Here is a 19684-nt window from a genome sequence, read left to right as displayed (position 1 = left end):
GAGAGACGGAGCGGCGTCACACCCCGAGCAGGTCGTGCAGGGTCGGCATCTTGCTCTCCAGTTCGGCCGCCTGGAAATGTTCGACGATGCTGCCGTGCTCCATCACGTAGAACCGGTCGGCGAGCGGTGCCGCGAAGCGGAAATTCTGTTCGACCATCACGATCGTGTAGCCGCGCGCCTTCAGCGCGACGATCATCCGCGCCAGCGCCTGCACGATCACCGGCGCGAGACCTTCGGAAATCTCGTCGAGCAGCAGCAGGTTCGCGCCGGTGCGCAGGATCCGCGCGACCGCGAGCATCTGCTGCTCGCCGCCGGACAGCCGGGTGCCCTGGCTCTGCCGGCGGGACGCGAGATTCGGGAACATCGCGTAGATCTCGTCGATCGACATCGCGTGATCGCGTGGCCCGATCGGCGGCGGCAGCATCAGGTTCTCCTCGCACGACAGGCTCGAGAAGATCCCGCGCTCCTCCGGGCAGTAGCCGACACCGAAATGCGCGATGCGGTGCGTCGCGAGGCCGATCGTCTCGTTGCCCGCAACCTTGATCGACCCGCTGCGGCGGCCCGTGAGGCCCATGATCGCGCGCAGCGTCGTCGTGCGGCCCGCGCCGTTGCGGCCGAGCAGCGTGACGACCTCGCCGCGATGCACCGTCAGGTCGACGCCGTGCAATATGTGGGATTCCCCGTACCAGGCCTCCAGGCCCGTGATCTCCAGCGCGGGCGTACCGCTCTCGACGCCGCTCAATTCGCGTTCCTCCCGTTCGCTGTGCTTCATGCGTGCGCCCCCGCGAGCGCCGCGTCGGCGCTGCCCATGTAGGCCTCGATGACGAGCGGATTCTTCGACACTTCCGCATACGAGCCTTCGGCCAGCACCTCGCCGCGCTGCAGGACGGTGATCGTGTCGGAGATGCCCGCGATCACGTTCATGTTGTGCTCGACCATCAGGATCGTGCGGCCGCTCGCAACCTTCTTGATCAGCGCGGTCACGCGATCGACGTCCTCGTGGCCCATCCCTTGCGTGGGCTCGTCGAGCAGCATCAGTTCGGGCTCCATCGCGAGCGTGGTCGCGATCTCCAGCGCGCGCTTGCGGCCGTATGCCAGTTCGACGGTCGGCACCTGCGCGAAATCGGTGAGGCCGACCTGCGTGAGCAGATCCATCGCACGGTCGTCGAGCCGCTTCAGCGTGCGTTCGCTGCGCCAGAAATGGAATTCCGTGCCGAGCGCGCGCTGCAGGCCGATGCGCACGTTCTGCAGCGCGGTCAGGTGCGGAAAGACGGCCGAGATCTGGAACGAGCGGATGATGCCGCGCCGCGCAACCTGCGCGGGCCGCTCGTCGGTGATGTCGATCCCGTTGAAGACGATCTGGCCGGCCGTCGGCGTCAGGAATTTGGTGAGGAGGTTGAAGCAGGTCGTCTTGCCCGCGCCGTTCGGTCCGATCAACGCATGGATCGCACCGCGACGCACACGCAGGTTCACGCCGTTGACGGCCGTGAAACCCCTGAATTCCTTGGTCAGTCCGCGTGTTTCCAGAATCGTGTCGCCGAGAATCATGTTCCCTTCCGTACGAAGTCAGGCGAAGCACCGGGAAGATTCGCGAGAAGCGGCCGCGAAACAGGTCAGCGGGTGAGCAGGCTGCCCCGGGCGCCGTGTTACGCCTCGAGGGTGGTCTCCCGCGCCGACGCGTATGCACACTGCGCCACATTGTCTCGCCGTTGGTGCAGTGCAATCATCGGGATTTGCACTTATAGGGCTGGCCGCCATCTCGCGCGCGGGTGTGCACGGTTTTTCGCCATGTTTTTTTGACACGTGCATCATCGTCCGTTGCCTCTGCGCACGGCCCGGCAAGCGCGCAACAAAAAAGCCGTGCGGCTGCACGGCTTGCATGGATCTTGCCGGTAGCACGGGGGCGGCAACGGCAGCTTGTTTCGCATAGCGAATCAGCGGGCGTCATCATGACGGCCCGCTGTCGGGCGTGTCAGCGTTCCGTCACGCGGCCGTCGCCGCGGCCTCCGTTCGCACCGGCGTCGCTTCGCGCGCCGCGCGGCGATCGGCACGGATCATGTCGCTCGCGCGCTCGGCGATCATCAGCGTCGGCGAATTGGTATTGCCCGAGGTAATGAACGGCATCACCGACGCATCGACGATCCGCAGCCCGGCGATGCCGCGTACGCGCAGCCGGCTGTCGACCACCGCGCGTTCGTCGTCGGCTCGCCCCATCCGGCAGGTGCCGACCGGATGGAAGATCGTCGTGCCGACGGCGCCGGCCGCCTCGATCAGCTCCGCTTCGCTCCGGTACTGCACGCCCGGCAAGATTTCCTCGGGACGATAGCGTGCGAGCGCCGGCGCGGACGCGATCCGGCGCGTGAGGCGCAGCGCGTTCGCGGCGACATGGCGATCGTGGTCGGTCGACAGATAGTTCGGCGCGATCGCGGGCGCGACACCCGGATCGGCACTCGCGATATGCACGCTGCCGCGCGACGTCGGCCGCAGATGGCACACGGACGCCGTAAACGCGTTGAAGCTGTGCAGCGGCTCGCCGAAGCGTTCGAGCGACAACGGCTGCACGTGATATTCGAGATCGGGGCGCGTGAGTGCCGGATCGTCGGGATCGGATTTCGCGAACGCGCCGAGCTGCGACGGCGCCATCGACATCGGCCCGCGCTGCAGCAACGCATATTCGGCGCCGATCATCAGCTTGCCCCACCAGTGCGCGGACAGCGTGTTGAGCGTGCGCACGCCTTCGACGCGAAACGCCATCCGCAATTGCAGGTGATCCTGCAGGTTTTCGCCGACGCCCGGCAGATCCTGCACGACGTCGATGCCGAGCGCCTGCAGCCGCCGGCCATCGCCGACGCCCGACAGTTCGAGCAGCTGCGGCGAATTCACGGCGCCGGAGGTCAGCAGCACCTCCGAGCGCGCCCGTGCAACGTAATCGGTGCCGCCGCCGTGATATTCGACGCCGACCGCGCGCCGCCCGTCGAAAATCACGCGCTGCGCGTGCGCGCCGGTGATCACGGTCAGGTTCGGGCGCGCCATCGCCGGCCGCAGGAACGCCTTCGACGTATTCCAGCGCACGCCGCGTTTCTGGTTCACTTCGAAATAGCCGACCCCGGAATTGTCGCCGCGGTTGAAATCGTCGGTTGCCGGGATGCCCGTCTGCTGCGCGGCGTGCGCGAACGATTCGAGGATCTCCCAGCGCAGCCGCTGCTTCTCGACGCGCCAGTAGCCGCCCGCGCCGTGCGCGTCGCTCTCGCCCGCGTGGTGATCCTCGCTGCGCTTGAAGATCGGCAGCACGCTGTCCCACGACCAGCCGGCGTCGCCGGTTTCCTGGGCCCAGCTGTCGTAATCCTCGCGCTGGCCGCGCATGTAGATCATCCCGTTGATCGACGAGCAGCCGCCGAGCACGCGGCCGCGCGGATACGACAGCGCCCGGCCGTTGAGCGCCGCTTCGGGTTGCGTCTTGTACAGCCAGTCGGTGCGCGGGTTGCCGATGCAATACAGATAGCCGACCGGGATGTGGATCCAGTGATAGTCGTCCTTGCCGCCCGCTTCGAGCAGTAGCACGTGGATGTCGGGATCTTCGGTCAGGCGGTTCGCGAGCACGCAGCCCGCAGTGCCCGCGCCGACGATCACGTAGTCAAATTCGCCTTCTAGCGTGCGTTGAGTATTCACTGTGTGTCTCCGGTCCCGTGCTTCGCGGTCGACCGACGCTGACGCTTCCGTGCTTGCGCCGGCCCCATTCAAAGCGCTTGTTGTTCGCCACACGGCGCGATGCCGTGTGTCATTTCCAGCATAGTGCGTCGCGCCCTTCGCGCGCGGACCTTATCCGGACCGCCCCGCACGACGCGACCGGTGAAGCGTACTCCCGCCTCCGACCGCCGATCCAATGAGTTATGCTGAACTGCGTTATAAGCTGCGCTCATATCACGACGATGGATCTCACCCTGCTCCGCGCGTTCGCGACGGTCGCGCGCGAAGGCAACCTGACGCGCGCCGCCGCACAGCTGCACCTGACGCAGCCGGCCGTCAGCCTGCAGATCAAGCATCTGCAGGAAACGCTCGGCGTCACGCTGTTCACGCGCACGTCGCGCGGGCTCGCGCTCACGCGCGATGGCCAGACCCTGCTGCCGCATGCGGAACGTGCGCTCGCCGCGGCCGCCGACGTGCAGCGCGCTGCTGCTGCGCTGCGGCACGAGGTGCGCGGCCGGCTGCGGATCGGCACGATCCTCGATCCGGGCTTCCTGCGGCTCGGCGGCTTCCTGCGCGCACTCGTCGAAACCCACCCGCAGATCGAGACGGCACTGCGGCACGGGATGTCGGGTTGGGTCATCGAACAGGTGCGCACGCAGGCGCTCGACGTCGGCTACTACATCGGCCGGCCGGGCGAGGACGATCCGCTCGACGGCGCGCTGTTCCACACCGTCACGCTCACGCATTTCCAGTACCGCGTGCTCGCACCGGCCGGCTGGAAGGAGCGCGTGCAGCGCGCACACGACTGGCGCTCGCTTGCCACGCTGCCGTGGATCTGGACGCCGCCGGCGTCCGCGCACCACCGGCTGCTGTCGCGGCGCTTCGCCGACGCCGGCGCGCAGCCGCTCAAGGTTGCCGAGGTCGACCAGGAGCAGTCGATGCTCGATCTCGTCAAATCGGGCATCGGATTGACACTCGCGCGCGACTCGACCGCGCTGGCCGAGGCACACGCGCATGCGCTGACGATCGTCGAGCGCGTGACGGTGCCGACCGAGCTCACCTTCGTGACGCTCGCCGAACGGCGCGACGAACCGGCGATCGCGGCCGCGCTGCGGCTGATCGAATCCCAGTGGGCGATATGAGCGGTACTGATGAAGGTGCGCATGCCGGGCGTTGGGCGTTGGGCAGCGGGCAGCGGGCAGCGGGCAGCGGGCGTCGGGCGTCGGGCGTCGGGCATCCCGCTGCCGGGCACGACACGCGTCATCGCGCCGCACCCCGCCCCTGCCGTCACGCCACCGTCTCCGCGTTTTTGCTAGATTGTGCGTTCGCACACCGCGAGACCCCGATTGAAGGAGACCCGCATGGCCCGCAACATCGAGATCAAAGCCCGCGCCCGCGAATTCGACCAGCTGCGCGAACAGGCGGCCAGGCTCGCGACCGAAGCGCCGCTGTTCTATCGCCAGCAGGATTTCTTCTATGACGTGCCGCGCGGCCGGCTGAAGCTGCGCCGCTTCGAGGACGGCACGCCGGCCGAACTGATCTTCTACCAGCGCGACGACCGCGACGGCCCGAAGGCGTCGTACTACACGCGCAGCCCGGTGACGAACCCCGACGCGATGCACGCGCTGCTCGCCACCGCGCTGACCACGCGCGGGATCGTGACGAAGGAACGGCACGTGTACCTCGCGGGCCGCACGCGCATCCATCTCGACCGCGTCGACGGCCTCGGCGATTTCATCGAACTGGAAGTCGTGCTCGGCCCCGACGACGACGAAGCCGGCGGCGAAGCCGAAGCGCACGACGTGTTCGCGAAGCTCGGCGTGTCGCAGGACGATCTTGTCGCGGTCGCGTACGTCGACCTGCTGAACGCCGACACGCCGCACGAAACGGCCTGATCCGGCCCTGCGCCGCGGCGGCGCAACCCGCGCCGCCGTCAACCCTGCCGCTGCCCTGTCACCGCGTTATGCCGCGCCGGGCGCCAGGTGCGCGAGCGGCAGCGCGCCGTTGCGCTTGAAGGTCGTCAGCACGATGTTCGAGCGCACGCTGTCGACGCCCGGCACGCGCATCAGCTTCTTCATCACGAACTGCGACAGCGCGTTCAGGTCGGGCGCGACGATCCGCAGCAGGTAGTCCGCGTCGCCCACCACCGCATGGCATTCGAGCACTTCGGGCAGCACGTCGATCTGCTGCTGGAACTGCTCGATGATCGAATCGCCATGGTGCTTGAGCTTCAGGCTCGTGAACGCGGTGACGCCGAGCCCGAGCTTTTCGGGCCGGAGCATCACGCGGTAGCCTTCGATCACGCCGGCCGCCTCGAGCCGCTGCAGCCGTCGGCCGATCTGCGACGGCGACAGCGGCACCTCCTCGCCGAGTTGCTGATGCGTCGCACGGCCGAAGCGCTGCAGCACGTCCAGCAGCGCGAGATCGAAGTGATCGAGTTCCACCATGAGCATTCTCCGCATTGATCCTTTAATTAATGCGCGATTATCGCATCATCAAGCGAATCAACGCCAATATTGCGCCCATTCCGCGCGCAGCACGCTCTACACTTGCATGGTTCCCAACCGCCACGTGCAGAGCCAGATCATGTCCACCGTCGTCACCGCGAAACTGCAGGAGCAGTTCGATGCGGGCCTCGAAACCCGCGCCGATTTCACCATCGACCAGCCGCTCGCGCGTTACGGCCAGGTCGACCACGCGGTGTGGAAGCAGCTCTATGCACGTCAGTCGGCGCTGCTGCGCGGGCGCGCATGCGACGCGTTCGTCGCGGGGCTCGGGAAGATCGACCTGCCGGCCGATCGCGTGCCGTCGTTCGCCGACGTGAACCGCCAGTTGAAGCCGGCGACGGGCTGGGAGATCGTCGCGGTGCCGGGCCTCGTGCCCGACCGCGTATTCTTCGAGCACCTCGCGAACCGGCGCTTCCCGGTCACCTGGTGGATGCGCCGCCCCGACCAGCTCGACTACCTGCAGGAACCCGACTGCTTCCACGACCTGTTCGGCCACGTGCCGTTGCTGATCGACCCGGTATTCGCCGACTACATGCAGGCGTACGGCCGCACCGCGCTCGCGGTCGCCGACGACGAAGCGGCGCTGGCGCGCCTCGCGCGGCTCTACTGGTATACGGTGGAATTCGGGCTGATCCGCGATCCGCGCGACACGAACGGGCTGTCGATCTACGGCGCCGGGATCGTGTCGAGCAAGGGCGAAAGCCTGTACAGCCTCGAAAGCGCGGCGCCGAACCGGCTCGGCTTCGACCTCGAGCGCGTGATGCGCACGAAGTACCGAATCGACACGTTCCAGAAGACCTACTTCGTGATCGACGATTTCGCGCAACTGTTCGCGCTCGCCGACGTCGACGGCCGCGCGCTGGCCGACCGGCTGGCGGCACTGCCCGAGTTCGCGGCCGGCGCGGTGCTCGATACCGATCGCGTGCTGCATCGCGGCACCGGCGCAGGCTGGTCCGACGACGCCGACGCGTGACGCGCGAGCGCGCAAAGGCGCGCCGATGGTCGCCGGATGGCTGTCCCACAACTATGAAACAATGACCGGTGCCGGCTGCGCCGCGCGGCGCAGCCGCGCGCGGGCGCCGTTACCGAACGAGAGGTGCAAGATGATCCACAAGCTCACATCAGAAGAACGCAAGACCCGGCTCGAAGGCCTGCCGCTCTGGTCGGCCGTACCGGGCCGCGACGCGATCCAGCGCAGCCTGCGCTTCGCTGATTTCAACGAAGCGTTCGGCTTCATGACGCGCGTCGCGATCAAGGCGCAGGAAATGAACCACCATCCGGAATGGTTCAACGTGTACAACCGCGTCGACATCACGCTGTCGACCCACGATGCCGACGGCCTGACCGAACGCGACATCGAACTCGCGCTGTTCATCGACCGTGCCGGCGCGCACGCGAAACCGGCCGCCTGAAGCCTTCCTCTACCGCCGCGCGTCTTTCGATGCGCGGCGCGTCAACTTTTCATTTCGATGAACGTTTTCTAGGATGTAGTGAGCGAAAGCCTTCAGCTTTCCAAGCCATCCTTAAGGCGCACGTAAGTCTCGTATGCATTCCGTGCCTTGGGGTCCAAACCTTCCAGTTGCAGCGCGCTTTGGCGCTGTACAATCAGCAGCGCATACGGCTTGGAAAGCGCGCTGGCCTCTTCGCAGAGTTTGAGTTCGTCGCCGCTCGACGGCGAGCGGGCGCGCCAGAAATTGATCGCGGCTTCTAGGTCGTGGATCGAAATATCGGACATGATTGGATTTAATCGTTCGCTGGCCGCCATGCTTGATGTCAGGTGTTGCGGCGCCCCTGTGGAAACGGCGTCGTGCTGTCCGCGTGCCTGAACCGCCAACCCATTGTACTTGAGCGAACTTCATGCGACTCCTTCTGATCGAAGACGACCGCCCCATCGCACGCGGTATCCAGAGCAGCCTCGAGCAGGCTGGCTTCACCGTCGACATGGTGCATGACGGCATTTTTGCCGAACAGGCGCTGGCACAGAACCGCCACGAACTCGTGATCCTCGACCTCGGCCTGCCGGGCATCGACGGGATGACGCTGCTCACGCGCTTCCGCCAGACCAACCGCCACACGCCCGTCATCGTGCTGACCGCACGCGACGAGCTGAACGACCGGATCCAGGGCCTGAACTCGGGCGCCGACGACTACATGCTCAAGCCGTTCGAGCCGGCCGAGCTCGAAGCGCGCATCCGCGCGGTGATGCGCCGCAGCGGCCCGCACAGCGACATGCCGCGCCCGGAAGTGTCGCTCGGCGGCGTCCGCCTGTCGGGCGTCGACCGCCGCATCTTCAACGACGACAAGCCGCTCGAACTGTCGCCGCGTGAATTCGCGGTGCTCGAGATGCTGCTGCTGCGTCACGGCCGCGTCGTCAGCAAGGCCCAGCTGCAGGATCACCTCACGCACTTCGGCGGCGATCTCGGCGACACCGCGATCGAAGTCTACGTGCACCGGGTGCGCAAGAAACTCGAGCAGTGCCGAGTCGAAATCGTCACCGTGCGCGGCTTCGGCTACCTGCTGCAGGAAATCCGCCAGACGGCGAGCGTCTGAGCCGCGGTGCGGCGCGCCGGCCGGCCTGGGCCGCCGGCGCACCCACCCTGCCCGCATCGCCGCCCGGCGTACGACCGCGCCGCTCCCCGTGAGCGGCGCTTATCCATTTGCCCGTCGAAATGTCACCTGATCCGGCCGTGACCACCAGCCTGCGCCGCTCGCTGCTCCGGCGCCTCGCCGCCCCGCTGTCGATGCTCGCGCTGATGAGCGGTCTGATTGCCTACTGGCTCGCGTGGCAATACACGCAACACGTGATCGACCGCTCGCTCGCCGATCTCGCGACCGCCATTTCCAAACAGATCCAGATTGCCGGCCCCGACGCGCCGTTCACGGTGCCGCCGCTCGCGCAGGCGATGTTCTCCGATCCCGCCGAGGCGCTGATCTACCGGATCAGCGACGGTGAGCAAGAACTCGCCGGCGATCCGAAGCTGCCGCTGCAGGGCATCAACGTGCGCCGCATGCATCACGCGTACGTGTTCGAGGCCGAATACGACAACCGCGCGGTGCGCGTCGCGCAGGTGCGCGTCGACGATGTCGAAGGCGGCAAGCCGATGGTCGTCGAGGTTGCGCAGCCGGTGCGGCACCGCTACCGGATCGCGGCCGAATTCCTCGTGGCGATCATGATGCCGCTGCTGCTGCTGCTGCTCGCGGGCTGGGGCATCGTCTGGCGCGTGGTCAACCAGCAGCTCGGCCCGCTCACGCATCTGGCCGATTCACTGAACCGGCAGACCCACACGTCGCTGGAACCGGTCGACGAAACCGAGGTACCGCTGGAAATCCGGCCGCTGACGAGCGCGATGAACGCCCTGCTCGGCCGCCTGAAGACCGCGCTCGACGCGCAGCGCAAGTTCATTGCCGATGCCGCGCACCAGTTGCGTACGCCGCTCACGGCCGTGAAGCTGCACGCGGAGCAAGCGGCGGTTGCACGCGACCCGCACCAGACCTTCACCGCGGTGCGGGAGCTGCGCGCGGCCGCCGACCGCGCGGTACGGCTGTCGAACCAGTTACTGTCGCTCGCTCGTGCGGAACCGGGTGAACAGGCCGCGCGGTTCGTCGACGTCGATCTCGCGGCGATGGCGTTCGAGACAGGCGCCGAATGGGTGCCGCGCGCGCTCGCGTCGCACGTCGACCTCGGCTTCCAGCGTACCGACGATCCTGTTGAAGACGAGAAGCTGGTCGTGCGCGGCAACCCCGTGCTGCTGCGCGAGGTGATCGCGAACCTGCTCGACAATGCGCTGAAGTATGTGCCGCTCGCGCGGCCGGACGGTGCGCGGATCACCGTGAACGTTGCACGCGGCGCGCTCGAGGACGGCCAGCCGGCCGCCGAGATCGTCGTCGAGGACAACGGCCCCGGCGTGCCCGCCAACCAGCAGGCCGACCTGTTCAAGCGCTTCTTCCGCGGCGACGCGCAAAGCGGCAACGGCGTCGAGACGGGCGCCGGGCTCGGCCTCGCGATCGTGCACGACATCATCGCGATGCATGGCGGCACCGTGTCGTACGAGGATGCATCGGAAGGCGGCTCGCGCTTCGTGGTGAGGGTGCCGCTGACTGCGCGCCCGGAGAAGCCGGCCAGCGAAACCCCGGCCGCCGCGTCGACGCACTGAGCGATTCGCGGCCAGCGGCCGTGGCCGGGCCGGCGCGCCGGCGGGGGAAGGTGCAAAGCCCGGCTGCGCGATGCGGCAGCCGTCGGCTGAAACGGCAGCGGCAGCGCGCGATGCGCCGCCGCCTGCGTCACTTCTTGCTTTTCTTGTCCTTCGACCCGGACTCGGACTTGCCGTCCTTCTTGTCCTTCTTCTTTTTCTTCTTTCCGCTGTCGTCGGACGTCGCGAGCAGCGTGCCGCGGCACGACGACGCGCCGCAATGGCACGCATATTCGCGCTTGAGCGTCTTCGTCAGCTTCGCATCGATCACGAGGCCATAGTCGTAGAACAGCTCCTCTTCCGCCCCGATGTCGCGCAGCGCGTGGATGAACACGCGGCCTTTGACTTCCTCGGCTTCGCAGTTCGGTGCGCACGAGTGGTTGATCCAGCGCGCGCTGTTGCCGTCGATCTTGCCGTCGATCACCCCGCCCTCGTCCAGTGCGAAGTAGAACGTATGGTTCGGTTCGCTCGGGTCGTGCGGATGGCGACGCAGCGCTTCCTTCCACGAAATTCGCTCGCCCTTGTATTCCACTACGCGTTCGCCGGCCTTGATCGGCGCCACGGCGAACACGCCCTTGCCGTGTACTCCCGAGCGGCGCACCGCGATCCTGCGTGAACTCATCGAACGAATCCTTGTGAAGACGACTTGAATGGAGGCTGGCCGCGATCGCGGCCTGGTGTCGCGCAAAACGAAAACGCGGCACCGGTCGGTGCCGCGTCGGGGCATGCGGCGAATCACCCGCATCCTACACGTTCACGATTGCTTCGTTCAACATCACGCGCAATATTGCGCGCCCGGCGCTCAACGCTGGCCGAATGCGACGTCGCCGAACAACGCCTTGTGTTCGCGCGGCTGCGAGCGCCAGTATTGCGGCGGCGCCGTCACCTGCGCGCCGAGCTCGGCCGCCGCGTGCCACGGCCAGCGCGGGTCATACAGCATCGCGCGCGCCATCGCGACCAAATCGGCATCGCCGGCCTCGATGAGCCGGTTCGCGTGCGCGGGCTCGTCGATCAGTCCGACGGCGATCGTCGCCATGCCGACCGCGCGCTTCACCGCCTGCGCGAACGGCACCTGGTAGCCGGGCGACAGCGGAATCTTCTGCAGCGGCGACACGCCGCCGGACGACACGTCGATCCAGTCGCAACCGCGGCGCTTCAGTTCGTGCGCGAACGCGATCGTATCGTCGAGCTCCCAGCCGCCTTCGACCCAGTCGGTCGCGGACACGCGCACGCCGACCGGCCGGTCCTCCGGAAACGCCGCGCGCACGATCTCGAAGATCTCGAGCGGAAAACGCATCCGGTTTTCGCGCGAGCCGCCGTATTCGTCGGTGCGCTGGTTCGCGAGCGGCGACAGGAACTGGTGCAGCAGGTAGCCGTGGGCCGCATGCACCTCGATGGCATCGATGCCGAGCCGGGCGGCACGCTTCGCCGAGGCCGCGAACGCTTCGCGGATCCGGTTCAGGCCCGCGGCATCGAGTGCGAGCGGCGGTGTCTCGCCGTCCTTGTGCGGCACGGCCGACGGCCCGTGCGGCAACCAGCCGCCGTCGGCGACCGATACCAGCTGGCCGCCCTCCCACGGCACGGCGCTCGACGCCTTGCGCCCCGCATGCCCCAACTGCATCGCGATACGGATCGGCGAATGCTTGCGGATCGCGGCCAGCACGGGCTTCAGCGCGGCTTCGGTCGCGTCGTCCCAGAGGCCGAGGTCGCCATGCGTGATGCGCCCGTCGGGTTCCACGGCGGTCGCCTCGATGCAGAGCAGCCCCGCGCCCGACAGCGCGAGATGGCCGAGGTGAATCATATGCCAGTCGGTCGCTTCACCGCGTTCGGCCGAATACTGGCACATCGGGGAGATCACGATCCGGTTCGGAAGGGTCACGCCGCGCAGCGTGAATGGGGAAAACAGCGCAGTCATGGAGGCCGCTCGCCAGGAAGGGAAAGAGCGAACGAGCGTAGCACGCAGGCCGCGAGCGTGCTGACGGTGCACGCGGCAGTAAGCGGATGGTCAGGTACGGCCCGCGGCAAGTTGCCGGCGACGCGGCAAACACAGCACATACCGCGATGCGCCGGCCGGCAACGGATGCGGGCCGGGCCACACCTTCGCGGCGAACGGCGGCGCCGCTTGCGGGCTCAGAGCCCGACGCTGTCGAGCCACTCCGCGAACATGCGCCGCGCGGCCGCCTCGAGCGCGGGGCCGTGCTGCGCGGTATCGGCGCGCAACTGGCGCGCGTCGATGCCCGGCGTCGCCGCGATTTCGCCGGCGTTGGCGATCAGCCACGGTTCGAAACGGTCGGTGCGGATTTCCGGATGGCATTGCAGCGCCAGCACGTGCTGGCCCCACGCGAATGCCTGGTGGCGGCAGGCCGGTGTCGACGCGAGATGCATCGCGCCGCCCGGCAGGTCAAACGTGTCGCCGTGCCAGTGCAGCATCGACGTCGCCGCGCCATCGAGATGACGCAGCGGCGATGCGCGGCCGGCATCGGTGAGCGTCAGCGGCGCCCAGCCGAGTTCGTGCTGCGCGGCCGGATAGACGCGCGCACCGAGCGCCCGGGCGATGAACTGCGCGCCGAGGCAGATGCCGAGGATCGGCAACCCGGCGTCGATGCGCTTGCGCACGAGCGCCGCGAGCGGCGCGATCGTCGGATACTGCGCATCGTCGTACACGCTGAGCGGCCCGCCGAGCACGACGAGGAGCGACGGCTCGAGTACGTCGAGCACCTCGACCCGCGACGACCCGACGTCGACGTAGCGCACCCGCCGGCCCCGCTCGCCGAGCACCTGCTCGAAGCTCCCGAGATCCTCGAAATGCACGTGGCGGATCGCCACGACCTCAGCGTTCATCATCGGCCTCCCGGTCGATCGACGGACGTCAGCCTGCGAAAATCTTCCAGGTCTTCTTCTGCGTCGCCGCGTCGGCTTCTTCCTGCACCGAGCAGTCGAGGCGCAGATCGCTGTCCGACATCGAGATGTCGAGCGCCGCGCAGTGATGCACGGTCTTCTTCGACAGCTTGCCCGGCTGGAAGTGGGCGCACGTCACGCACATGCGCTGCGGCGGCGTCGCACCAGCCACCTGCAGTTCGCGCAGCGTCTTCAGCAGCGCGCGATACAGTGCGCCCTGCTCGTCCGCGCCGAGCTTGCCGACGGCTTTCGTCAGGAATTCAGGCCATTGCAGCGCCTTCTTCGCGGCCGTCCGGCCACGGGCCGACAGGCGCACCGCCAGTGCGCGACCGTCGTCCAGCGCACGGCGCTTCTCGACGAGACCCTTCGTCTCGAGCGTGCTGACTGCATCGCTCGTGGTCGCCGCGGTCAGCTGCGTCTCGCGCGCGATCTCGCCGAGCCGCATCGGGCCCTTGCGCTGCAGCAGCAGCACGAGAATCTCGCCCTGCGTCGGCGTGAGGCCAGCGCCTTCCGCCCAATCCCATGCCTCGCTTCGCATGGCCGTACTCAACCGCAGCAGGCTGTGGGTCACACGTCCCGAAGCCTGATTCCCGTAAACGCCTTCGCTCATAGTCTTTTCGCTTTGCCGCCGCCCGGTTTGCCGAGCAGCCGTAGTGTGGAGATCGAATGTCTATCTCAAAACAGACACGCTCTTGCGAGTGCGTCAGCACGGCCGTCGCGAGGGCACACGCGGCGGTCGCGTTTGCGGCGACCGGTAAGACACGCGTCGTTCCGGTGTCCGCAAAGCCGACATTCTAAGCGAGAGCGGAAAATCGCACAGCTAAGTTATCCCCTTCATTCTGTGGAAAATCACTGGATAACCAAAATTTTTCGTAGTGCCTGCAATGCCGAATGCCCGCGCAACGGGGCGCACGGACATTTTCCTGTTCGGATCGGCCATCGGGCCGACCACAATGATCCACCGGGTTATCCCGCGCACAGATCGTTGACTTTGCAGCGGAATATCGGGTTATCCACAGATTTTCAGGACAACCGGCAACGATTTCGGCATCAATCGGCGCCGCCCGTCGTTCAGTGAATCGCGACTCGGTCGAGCCCGTAATCTGCAAAACATTTTTTCACTCGCGCCAACGTAAGCACTGCTGGCGGACCGTCTCATTGAGCGATTTTTCCTGTTTGAAAACGGTTCTCAACCACGATGCGTCGTTCACGCGCGCCTTGGCCAGTGCGCCGATTTCGTCGAGCGCTGCGCGCGAGCCGAGCGCGGCCGCATGCGGCGCGATCCGGTCGAGCGTGTCGAGGATGTCTTCCGCGATCGTGCGGCGCTCACCCGTCTGAGGATTCACGCAGGTGCCCTCGAGCCCGAAGCGGCATGCCTCGAAACGGTTGAACGTGTAGACGAGGTAGTCGTCCTCCGACAGCTTCAGCGGCCGGTCGGTCAGCAGGTAGCGCGCAAGCGTCTGGATGTAGCAGGCGATCGCCGCCGCGCGGTCGACCGACAGCGGCGTGTCCATCACGCGCACCTCGATCGTCCCGAAGCCGGGCTTCGGGCGGATGTCCCAGTAAAAGTCCTTCATCGAGTTGACGACGCCGGTGTTCACCATCTTCGTGAAGTACTCCTCGAAGCTGTCCCAGGTCAGCACGAACGGCGCGCGGCCCGACAGCGGGAACGCGAACACCGAATTCAGGCGTGCCGACTGGAAGCCGGTGTCGACGTTCTGCACGAACGGCGACGACGCGGACAGCGCGATGAAGTGCGGAATGAAGCGCGACATCGAGTGCAGCAGGAATAGCGCGCTGTCCGGGTCCGGGCAGCCGATGTGCACGTGCTGGCCGAACACGGTGAACTGTTTGGCCAGATAACCGTACAGCTCGGAGATGTACTGGAAACGCGGCGCATCGTAGATCTGCCGGTCGCTCCATTGCTGGAACGCGTGCGTGCCGCCGCCGGCGAGCCCGACGTTGAGCTGGTCGGCCGCCTTCACGAGCACGTCGCGAATCGCATGCAGTTCGCTGACCGCCTGCTCGTGCGAATGGCAGATGCCGGTCGACAGCTCGATCATGCTTTCGGTGATTTCCGGCGTGATGTTGCCCGGAAAGGTCTCGCCCTGAATCAGGCGCATCAGGTCGGATGCCGCTTTGGTCAGGTCGTAGTTGTGCGTGTTGACGACCTGGATCTCCAGTTCGACACCGAACGTGAACGGCTCTGAATTGACGAAGGTTTCGAGTGCCATGGCAGGTTCCGGAATCAGTTGCTGTCGCTGCGTTCACCGACCGCCGACAGGCAGCGATACACGATGAACGGGCTGACGAGCTGCAGGACTACGATCGTGCACATCACGATCGCGCGCAGGTGCGGGTCGAAATTCGGATAGAGCTGGTAGGTGTCGTCGACGAGCAGGTACGACAGCGCGGACATCGGCGTGAGCGCGATGCCGAGCGCGACGCCCTGCTTCATCCCGATGCCGCTCGGCTTCGCGAACGCGACAACGCCGGCCAGCTTCGCGACGAGCCGCGTGACGATCAGCACGATCGCGAGCAGCCCGCCGAGCGCGAGATCACCCCACGTGAACGACGTGAGCGTCAGCACGAACAGGACCACCGTCAGCAGCCAGCCGGCCGTGCCGAAGTGCTCGGGCCACAGCTGCGGACGCGCTTCGAGGTTCTTCACGATGATGCCGGCCAGCAGCAGCGTGAGCAGCGTCGACAGTTTCAGCGCCTGTGCCACCGCAATCGCAAGCATCACGAGCCCGAACAGTGCGACGAACGAATGCTCGTCGCGCATCGTCGACGTCATGTGGCGGAACAGGAAATTGCACGAACGCGCAACCAGGTACGCGACGATGAACGAGCCGGCGATCAGGTAGAGCGGCTGCAGGATCGTCGCAAAAACGTTGCCGTACGCTTCCTGGTGGAGCCAGCTGGTCACGAGCTTGGTCAGCACGATCGCGTACACGCTGTTTAGCGCGGTGAGCGTGATGAGGCGCTGCGACACCTGCCCTTCCGCGCGCAATTCGGTCTTGAGCTGGATCACCATCGACGGCGACGTCGCGATCGCGATCGCCGACAGTACGAGCGCGACCATTCCCGACACGCCGAGCGCGAGCATCACGAACAGCACGAGCACGAACGTCAGCGTGGCTTCGGCAAGGCTCGACGCGATGAGCCACGGATTGCGCCGGATCCAGCGCAGGTCGAGGCGGCTGCCGAGCTCGAACAGCAGCAGGCCGAGCGCGACGTCGATCAGCAGGCGCGAGGTTTCGTCGGTGCTCGCGTCGATCACGCCGAAACCGAACGAACCGGCGATCAGACCGATCACCGCATAGCCGGTAATGCGCGGCAGGCGCCACGCGCGATAGCACAGCTCGCCGCACAGGCCGGCCGCGAACAACGCGAGCCCGGCCCAGAACACGGCATCCGGCGCAAGCGGCCAGTTGGGCAGAAATGAGAACGCCGACTTCATCGTGGTGACTTCTCCTTTGGAAGCAACCGCCAGCGACGCAGGGTCAAACGTCAGAAATGGATGCGCGCCGGCTGGGTGTCGCCCCGAATTTGATTGTTGTGGTCGACGACGGCAGGACATGGGATCCGCCTGTTCCGCCACTCGGCGGAACGTCGCACAGATTGCCGATCTGGATTGTCGGCCTGGTGTGTGAACGGACTGCGCAGTCTCGAAGATTCAGATTCGAAATCGTGCCGACCGTTCCATTGAAGCATGTCCGGCGCCTGGCCGGATGAACGCGAAGGAAACCGATTGTGCCACAGCTTTTTCGTTCCGGAACCCATTGATTCGACTCGCGGCGCTGTGCGGCACCGCAGGCCTTTGGTTTCAAAGGTTTACCTGTATATATACGTAGTAGAAGTTAACAAAGGGCGCACAGTTCTGTGGATAACTTCGGTTTACGTCGACAGATCAAGGTGTTGGAGAGCCCATAACCCGTTGCACAGGCTGTTCGTGCACAGAAGTTTGAGATGAGCAACTTTGGGGCCTTCTCACAGCTGTGCCGAGTTGCCCAGTTTACGTCCACTGTGATTACACACGAAGTGCGTGCGGATTCAGCAAGGTTATCCACAGTGTCGAGTGGATAACCTTGCGCGGAAAAGTCGGGAAACTGTGAGCGGTTCGGGCGACCGGTCAGCTGGGCTGACTGACGCGGCGCGCGCGCAATGCGCGGATCAGGAAGCGTGCGGGGTCGACGGCATCGGCGAGTTCGCGTTCGAGCGGCCACGGCTCGCCTTCGAGTTGCGATGCGATCAGTTCGGCGCCGAGTGCAGCCCATACGAGGCCGCGCGAACCGAAGCCGAATGCGCCGTAGAGTCCGGGCAGGCGCGGCAGGTCGCGCGCCTGCGCGCCGCTCAGCGCGCGTGCATGTGCGACGGCTCCCGCTTCGTCGGCGAGCGGGCCGATGAGCGGCAGACGGTCGCCGACGACCCAGCGGAACGCGACGCGGCCGCGCAGTGTGTCGGGATCCGGCAGGTCGCCAATCAGGCCCGGCAGCAGATGTCGCACGCGCTCGAGATTTTCGAGGTGGCCGGCCGCGCGCATCGCGGGATCGACGTCGTCGGGTTCGAACGTCGCGCCGATCAGCAGCGTGCCGTCGTCGAGCGGTACCGCGTAACCGTCACCGATCGCCGGGCATGGCAGCGGTGCCGTGCTGCCGGGCGGCAGCAACGTGAGCTGGCCGCGCACCGGTTGCAGCACGACATGCTGCAGCTCGGCGAGACGCGCGGCGTCGCCGGCGTTCGCGAGCACGACGACGGGCGCTTCGGCCAGCGTGCCGCCCGCATCGTCGAGTGCATGCCATGCGTCGCCCCGCCGTTCGAGTCGTGCAACGCCGGTGGAGGCGAGCAAGCGCACGCGCTCGCCGGCCGCCTCGCATTGGGCCGCGCAAAGGCCGGCTGGCCAGACGGCGCCGCCCTGCGGAAACAGCAGGCCGCCCTGCGCGACCGGCAGGTTCAGATGGGCGCGCGCGGCATCGGCGTCGAGCAGCGACACATAGTCGGACGGTGCGCCGAATGCGTCGAAAGCATCGCGCATCCGTGCGAAGTCGTCGGCCGATTCGGCGAGATGGATCATCCCGTGCGTGCTGCGCGCGAATGCATGGCCCGCGCGTTCGAGTGCGCGCCAGCGTGCGATCGCGTGCAGGAAGCCACCGCGCGTGAGCCGGCTCGCGACGTTGTCGTCGCGTGTCATCAGCGGATGGAATACGCCGGCCGGATTGCCCGACGCCTCGCTCGCGATCCGGTCGTGCCGCTCGATCAGCGTGACTTCCCAGCCGCGCGCGGCCAGGCGTTCGACGACCGCGCAGCCCGCCAGGCCCGCGCCGATCACGATCGCGCGGCGTGTCGCCACGGGCAATGCGAGCGGCGGCTCGTGCCGGCGCGCGCGCCAGCGCGGCGCATATTCGCCGACGAGCAGATCGTCGACCTCGCGATACGTGAAACCTGCTTTGCCGAGTGCGTGCTTCAACACATCGGAATTCGCATGCGTTGCAAACGTCGCGTGTTCTCCGGCCATTTTCGAGAATGCGCGGACCACGTCGGTCGATCGGTGATCCGCGTCGCTCGATGACGCGATGCCGTCGAGACAGAATGCGTCGGCGCGCGCGACGATCTTCCCCAGCATGTCGATCGCGTCGCCGAACGCGAGCGTGAGCACCACGCGCCCTTCATCGAATTCGAGCCGGTGCAGGCCCGGTACGAGGATCGGCCATGCGTCGACAAGTGCATCGACGTTCGCCGATATGGTTGTGTCCGCAACGATGTGTGAAGCTGCGCGGCGCAGGTCGTCGCGCGAGAACGGATGCGGTTCGACTGCGACAAAATGCAGCCGCTCGCAGCGTGCGGGATCGTCGCGCCACGCGGCCCAGGCCGCGAGGAAGCTGCCGCCCGCGCCAAATTCCGTCGTGACGATCGTAAACGTACGGCGGCCCTGCCAGCGCGCCGGCAGCCCGTTGCCCGTGACGAACCGGCGATGCGCAAGCGCGCCTGACGCGCCGCGATGGAGATCGCCGAACTCGGGCGACACGAGTGTGCCGTCGGCGCGAAGCGCGAGCGTGGCGGGAACAAGTCGGTCGGTCATGCGAAACAAAAATCGTGGCAGCCAAGCCTGGCAAGGGATTGCGCGGGGCCGTCCGTCCGGCCGTTGGAAAAAGCCAACGGGGCGGCGCACGGGCGGACCGCGCTGCGTATCCTGTCCGGTTGGCGCTGGTCAAAAAACGGGCAGTCGATGATTCATTCGGCGAAATACCGATGAAAATCTTTGAAACCCTTGTCGTTATTGGGTTTGCGCTGCGCTATCATAGCAACGCCGTACCGCGGGGTGGCCACCGGCAAGCCGGAGGGCGCGTCGCGCGGGCCAGGATTCGGCGCTGTGTCGTCGGAGTCTGACTCTCGACGGCA

General features: G+C 66.6%; 18 protein-coding genes. 6 read left to right on the top strand and 12 right to left on the bottom strand.

Annotation, left to right across the window (positions count from 1 at the left end):
* Positions 1–16 precede the first annotated feature (16 nt).
* The 3 genes from ACPTTF_RS00445 to ACPTTF_RS00435 all read right to left on the bottom strand — a co-directional run bounded on the left by ACPTTF_RS00445 (position 17) and on the right by ACPTTF_RS00435 (position 3669).
* Positions 17–772: an ABC transporter ATP-binding protein gene (locus tag ACPTTF_RS00445; RefSeq protein ID WP_166963919.1), complete on the bottom strand. Its 756-nt coding sequence runs from the start codon at positions 770–772 to the stop codon at positions 17–19.
* A complete protein-coding gene (locus tag ACPTTF_RS00440) occupies positions 769–1548 on the bottom strand; it encodes an ABC transporter ATP-binding protein (protein WP_021160426.1) in 780 nt (259 codons plus the stop codon). The genes ACPTTF_RS00445 and ACPTTF_RS00440 overlap by 4 nt, the downstream gene beginning before the upstream one ends.
* Positions 1549–1983: 435 nt before the next feature.
* Positions 1984–3669, bottom strand: coding sequence for a GMC family oxidoreductase (locus tag ACPTTF_RS00435; RefSeq protein ID WP_423369972.1), 1686 nt, complete (start codon positions 3667–3669; stop codon positions 1984–1986).
* Between the two features lie 260 nt (positions 3670–3929).
* Between ACPTTF_RS00435 and ACPTTF_RS00430 the strand changes: the two genes are divergently transcribed.
* Positions 3930–4829, top strand: a complete 900-nt coding sequence (locus ACPTTF_RS00430; RefSeq protein ID WP_166963924.1) for a LysR family transcriptional regulator — start codon at positions 3930–3932, stop codon at positions 4827–4829.
* A 219-nt stretch (positions 4830–5048) separates the two neighbouring features.
* Positions 5049–5582, top strand: coding sequence for a class IV adenylate cyclase (locus ACPTTF_RS00425; protein WP_423369971.1), 534 nt, complete (start codon positions 5049–5051; stop codon positions 5580–5582).
* Positions 5583–5648: 66 nt separating this feature from the next.
* On the opposite strand, the gene ACPTTF_RS00420 is transcribed toward ACPTTF_RS00425, so the two are convergent.
* Complete coding sequence (locus ACPTTF_RS00420) at positions 5649–6134, bottom strand: Lrp/AsnC family transcriptional regulator (RefSeq protein ID WP_060310246.1); 486 nt, start codon at positions 6132–6134, stop codon at positions 5649–5651.
* Between the two features lie 139 nt (positions 6135–6273).
* Here ACPTTF_RS00420 and phhA point away from each other — a divergent pair, with 139 nt between their 5' ends.
* Positions 6274–7167, top strand: coding sequence for a phenylalanine 4-monooxygenase (gene phhA / locus ACPTTF_RS00415; RefSeq protein WP_423369970.1), 894 nt, complete (start codon positions 6274–6276; stop codon positions 7165–7167).
* A gap of 61 nt (positions 7168–7228) precedes the next feature.
* Positions 7229–7606: a 4a-hydroxytetrahydrobiopterin dehydratase gene (locus ACPTTF_RS00410; RefSeq protein WP_279573960.1), complete on the top strand. Its 378-nt coding sequence runs from the start codon at positions 7229–7231 to the stop codon at positions 7604–7606.
* Positions 7607–7698: 92 nt separating this feature from the next.
* Here the strand turns inward: ACPTTF_RS00410 and ACPTTF_RS00405 are convergent, their stop codons facing one another.
* On the bottom strand, positions 7699–7929 hold the full coding sequence (locus ACPTTF_RS00405; RefSeq protein ID WP_166964047.1) for a DUF3717 domain-containing protein: 231 nt from the start codon (positions 7927–7929) through the stop codon (positions 7699–7701).
* A 122-nt stretch (positions 7930–8051) separates the two neighbouring features.
* Between ACPTTF_RS00405 and ACPTTF_RS00400 the strand changes: the two genes are divergently transcribed.
* Both ACPTTF_RS00400 and ACPTTF_RS00395 read left to right on the top strand, forming a co-directional pair.
* Entirely contained in the window at positions 8052–8744 is a 693-nt protein-coding gene (locus ACPTTF_RS00400) for a response regulator (RefSeq protein WP_006401494.1), read from the top strand.
* Between the two features lie 119 nt (positions 8745–8863).
* Entirely contained in the window at positions 8864–10348 is a 1485-nt protein-coding gene (locus ACPTTF_RS00395) for a sensor histidine kinase (protein WP_423369969.1), read from the top strand.
* 127 nt (positions 10349–10475) lie between these two features.
* On the opposite strand, the gene ACPTTF_RS00390 is transcribed toward ACPTTF_RS00395, so the two are convergent.
* The 7 genes from ACPTTF_RS00390 to mnmC all read right to left on the bottom strand — a co-directional run bounded on the left by ACPTTF_RS00390 (position 10476) and on the right by mnmC (position 19364).
* Positions 10476–11006 carry an SET domain-containing protein gene (locus ACPTTF_RS00390; protein WP_423369968.1) on the bottom strand — a complete coding sequence of 177 codons (531 nt, stop codon included), beginning with the start codon at positions 11004–11006 and terminating at the stop codon, positions 10476–10478.
* A gap of 180 nt (positions 11007–11186) precedes the next feature.
* Positions 11187–12299: an NADH:flavin oxidoreductase/NADH oxidase gene (locus tag ACPTTF_RS00385; protein WP_423369967.1), complete on the bottom strand. Its 1113-nt coding sequence runs from the start codon at positions 12297–12299 to the stop codon at positions 11187–11189.
* Positions 12300–12514: 215 nt separating this feature from the next.
* Complete coding sequence (locus ACPTTF_RS00380) at positions 12515–13225, bottom strand: glutamine amidotransferase (protein WP_166963938.1); 711 nt, start codon at positions 13223–13225, stop codon at positions 12515–12517.
* 28 nt (positions 13226–13253) lie between these two features.
* Positions 13254–13892, bottom strand: coding sequence for a MarR family winged helix-turn-helix transcriptional regulator (locus ACPTTF_RS00375; RefSeq protein ID WP_069746359.1), 639 nt, complete (start codon positions 13890–13892; stop codon positions 13254–13256).
* Between the two features lie 508 nt (positions 13893–14400).
* A complete protein-coding gene (locus ACPTTF_RS00370) occupies positions 14401–15516 on the bottom strand; it encodes a YbdK family carboxylate-amine ligase (protein ID WP_166963940.1) in 1116 nt (371 codons plus the stop codon).
* 14 nt (positions 15517–15530) lie between these two features.
* Entirely contained in the window at positions 15531–16745 is a 1215-nt protein-coding gene (locus ACPTTF_RS00365) for a cation:proton antiporter (RefSeq protein WP_166963941.1), read from the bottom strand.
* A 672-nt stretch (positions 16746–17417) separates the two neighbouring features.
* Positions 17418–19364: a bifunctional tRNA (5-methylaminomethyl-2-thiouridine)(34)-methyltransferase MnmD/FAD-dependent 5-carboxymethylaminomethyl-2-thiouridine(34) oxidoreductase MnmC gene (mnmC, locus tag ACPTTF_RS00360; protein WP_423369966.1), complete on the bottom strand. Its 1947-nt coding sequence runs from the start codon at positions 19362–19364 to the stop codon at positions 17418–17420.
* Positions 19365–19684 lie beyond the last annotated feature (320 nt).

Source organism: Burkholderia crassaminum (genome assembly GCF_964265005.1).
GTDB lineage: Bacteria > Pseudomonadota > Gammaproteobacteria > Burkholderiales > Burkholderiaceae > Burkholderia.
Note: the sequence above shows the minus strand (reverse complement) of the source record. Positions and strands in the feature narration are given on the sequence as shown.

Bases quoted from the DNA above. Each gene is read 5' to 3' on its own strand.
- ACPTTF_RS00395 (WP_423369969.1), top strand. From the start codon at position 8,864: ATGTCACCTGATCCGGCCGTGACCACCAGCCTGCGCCGCTCGCTGCTC.
- ACPTTF_RS00440 (WP_021160426.1), bottom strand. From the start codon at position 1,548: ATGATTCTCGGCGACACGATTCTGGAAACACGCGGACTGACCAAGGAA.
- ACPTTF_RS00385 (WP_423369967.1), bottom strand. From the start codon at position 12,299: ATGACTGCGCTGTTTTCCCCATTCACGCTGCGCGGCGTGACCCTTCCG.
- ACPTTF_RS00445 (WP_166963919.1), bottom strand. From the start codon at position 772: ATGAAGCACAGCGAACGGGAGGAACGCGAATTGAGCGGCGTCGAGAGC.
- ACPTTF_RS00370 (WP_166963940.1), bottom strand. From the start codon at position 15,516: ATGGCACTCGAAACCTTCGTCAATTCAGAGCCGTTCACGTTCGGTGTC.
- ACPTTF_RS00425 (WP_423369971.1), top strand. From the start codon at position 5,049: ATGGCCCGCAACATCGAGATCAAAGCCCGCGCCCGCGAATTCGACCAG.
- ACPTTF_RS00420 (WP_060310246.1), bottom strand. From the start codon at position 6,134: ATGGTGGAACTCGATCACTTCGATCTCGCGCTGCTGGACGTGCTGCAG.
- mnmC (WP_423369966.1), bottom strand. From the start codon at position 19,364: ATGACCGACCGACTTGTTCCCGCCACGCTCGCGCTTCGCGCCGACGGC.
- ACPTTF_RS00410 (WP_279573960.1), top strand. From the start codon at position 7,229: ATGACCGGTGCCGGCTGCGCCGCGCGGCGCAGCCGCGCGCGGGCGCCG.
- ACPTTF_RS00380 (WP_166963938.1), bottom strand. From the start codon at position 13,225: ATGAACGCTGAGGTCGTGGCGATCCGCCACGTGCATTTCGAGGATCTC.
- ACPTTF_RS00400 (WP_006401494.1), top strand. From the start codon at position 8,052: ATGCGACTCCTTCTGATCGAAGACGACCGCCCCATCGCACGCGGTATC.
- ACPTTF_RS00375 (WP_069746359.1), bottom strand. From the start codon at position 13,892: ATGAGCGAAGGCGTTTACGGGAATCAGGCTTCGGGACGTGTGACCCAC.
- ACPTTF_RS00405 (WP_166964047.1), bottom strand. From the start codon at position 7,929: ATGTCCGATATTTCGATCCACGACCTAGAAGCCGCGATCAATTTCTGG.
- ACPTTF_RS00390 (WP_423369968.1), bottom strand. From the start codon at position 11,006: ATGAGTTCACGCAGGATCGCGGTGCGCCGCTCGGGAGTACACGGCAAG.
- ACPTTF_RS00430 (WP_166963924.1), top strand. From the start codon at position 3,930: ATGGATCTCACCCTGCTCCGCGCGTTCGCGACGGTCGCGCGCGAAGGC.
- ACPTTF_RS00365 (WP_166963941.1), bottom strand. From the start codon at position 16,745: ATGAAGTCGGCGTTCTCATTTCTGCCCAACTGGCCGCTTGCGCCGGAT.
- phhA (WP_423369970.1), top strand. From the start codon at position 6,274: ATGTCCACCGTCGTCACCGCGAAACTGCAGGAGCAGTTCGATGCGGGC.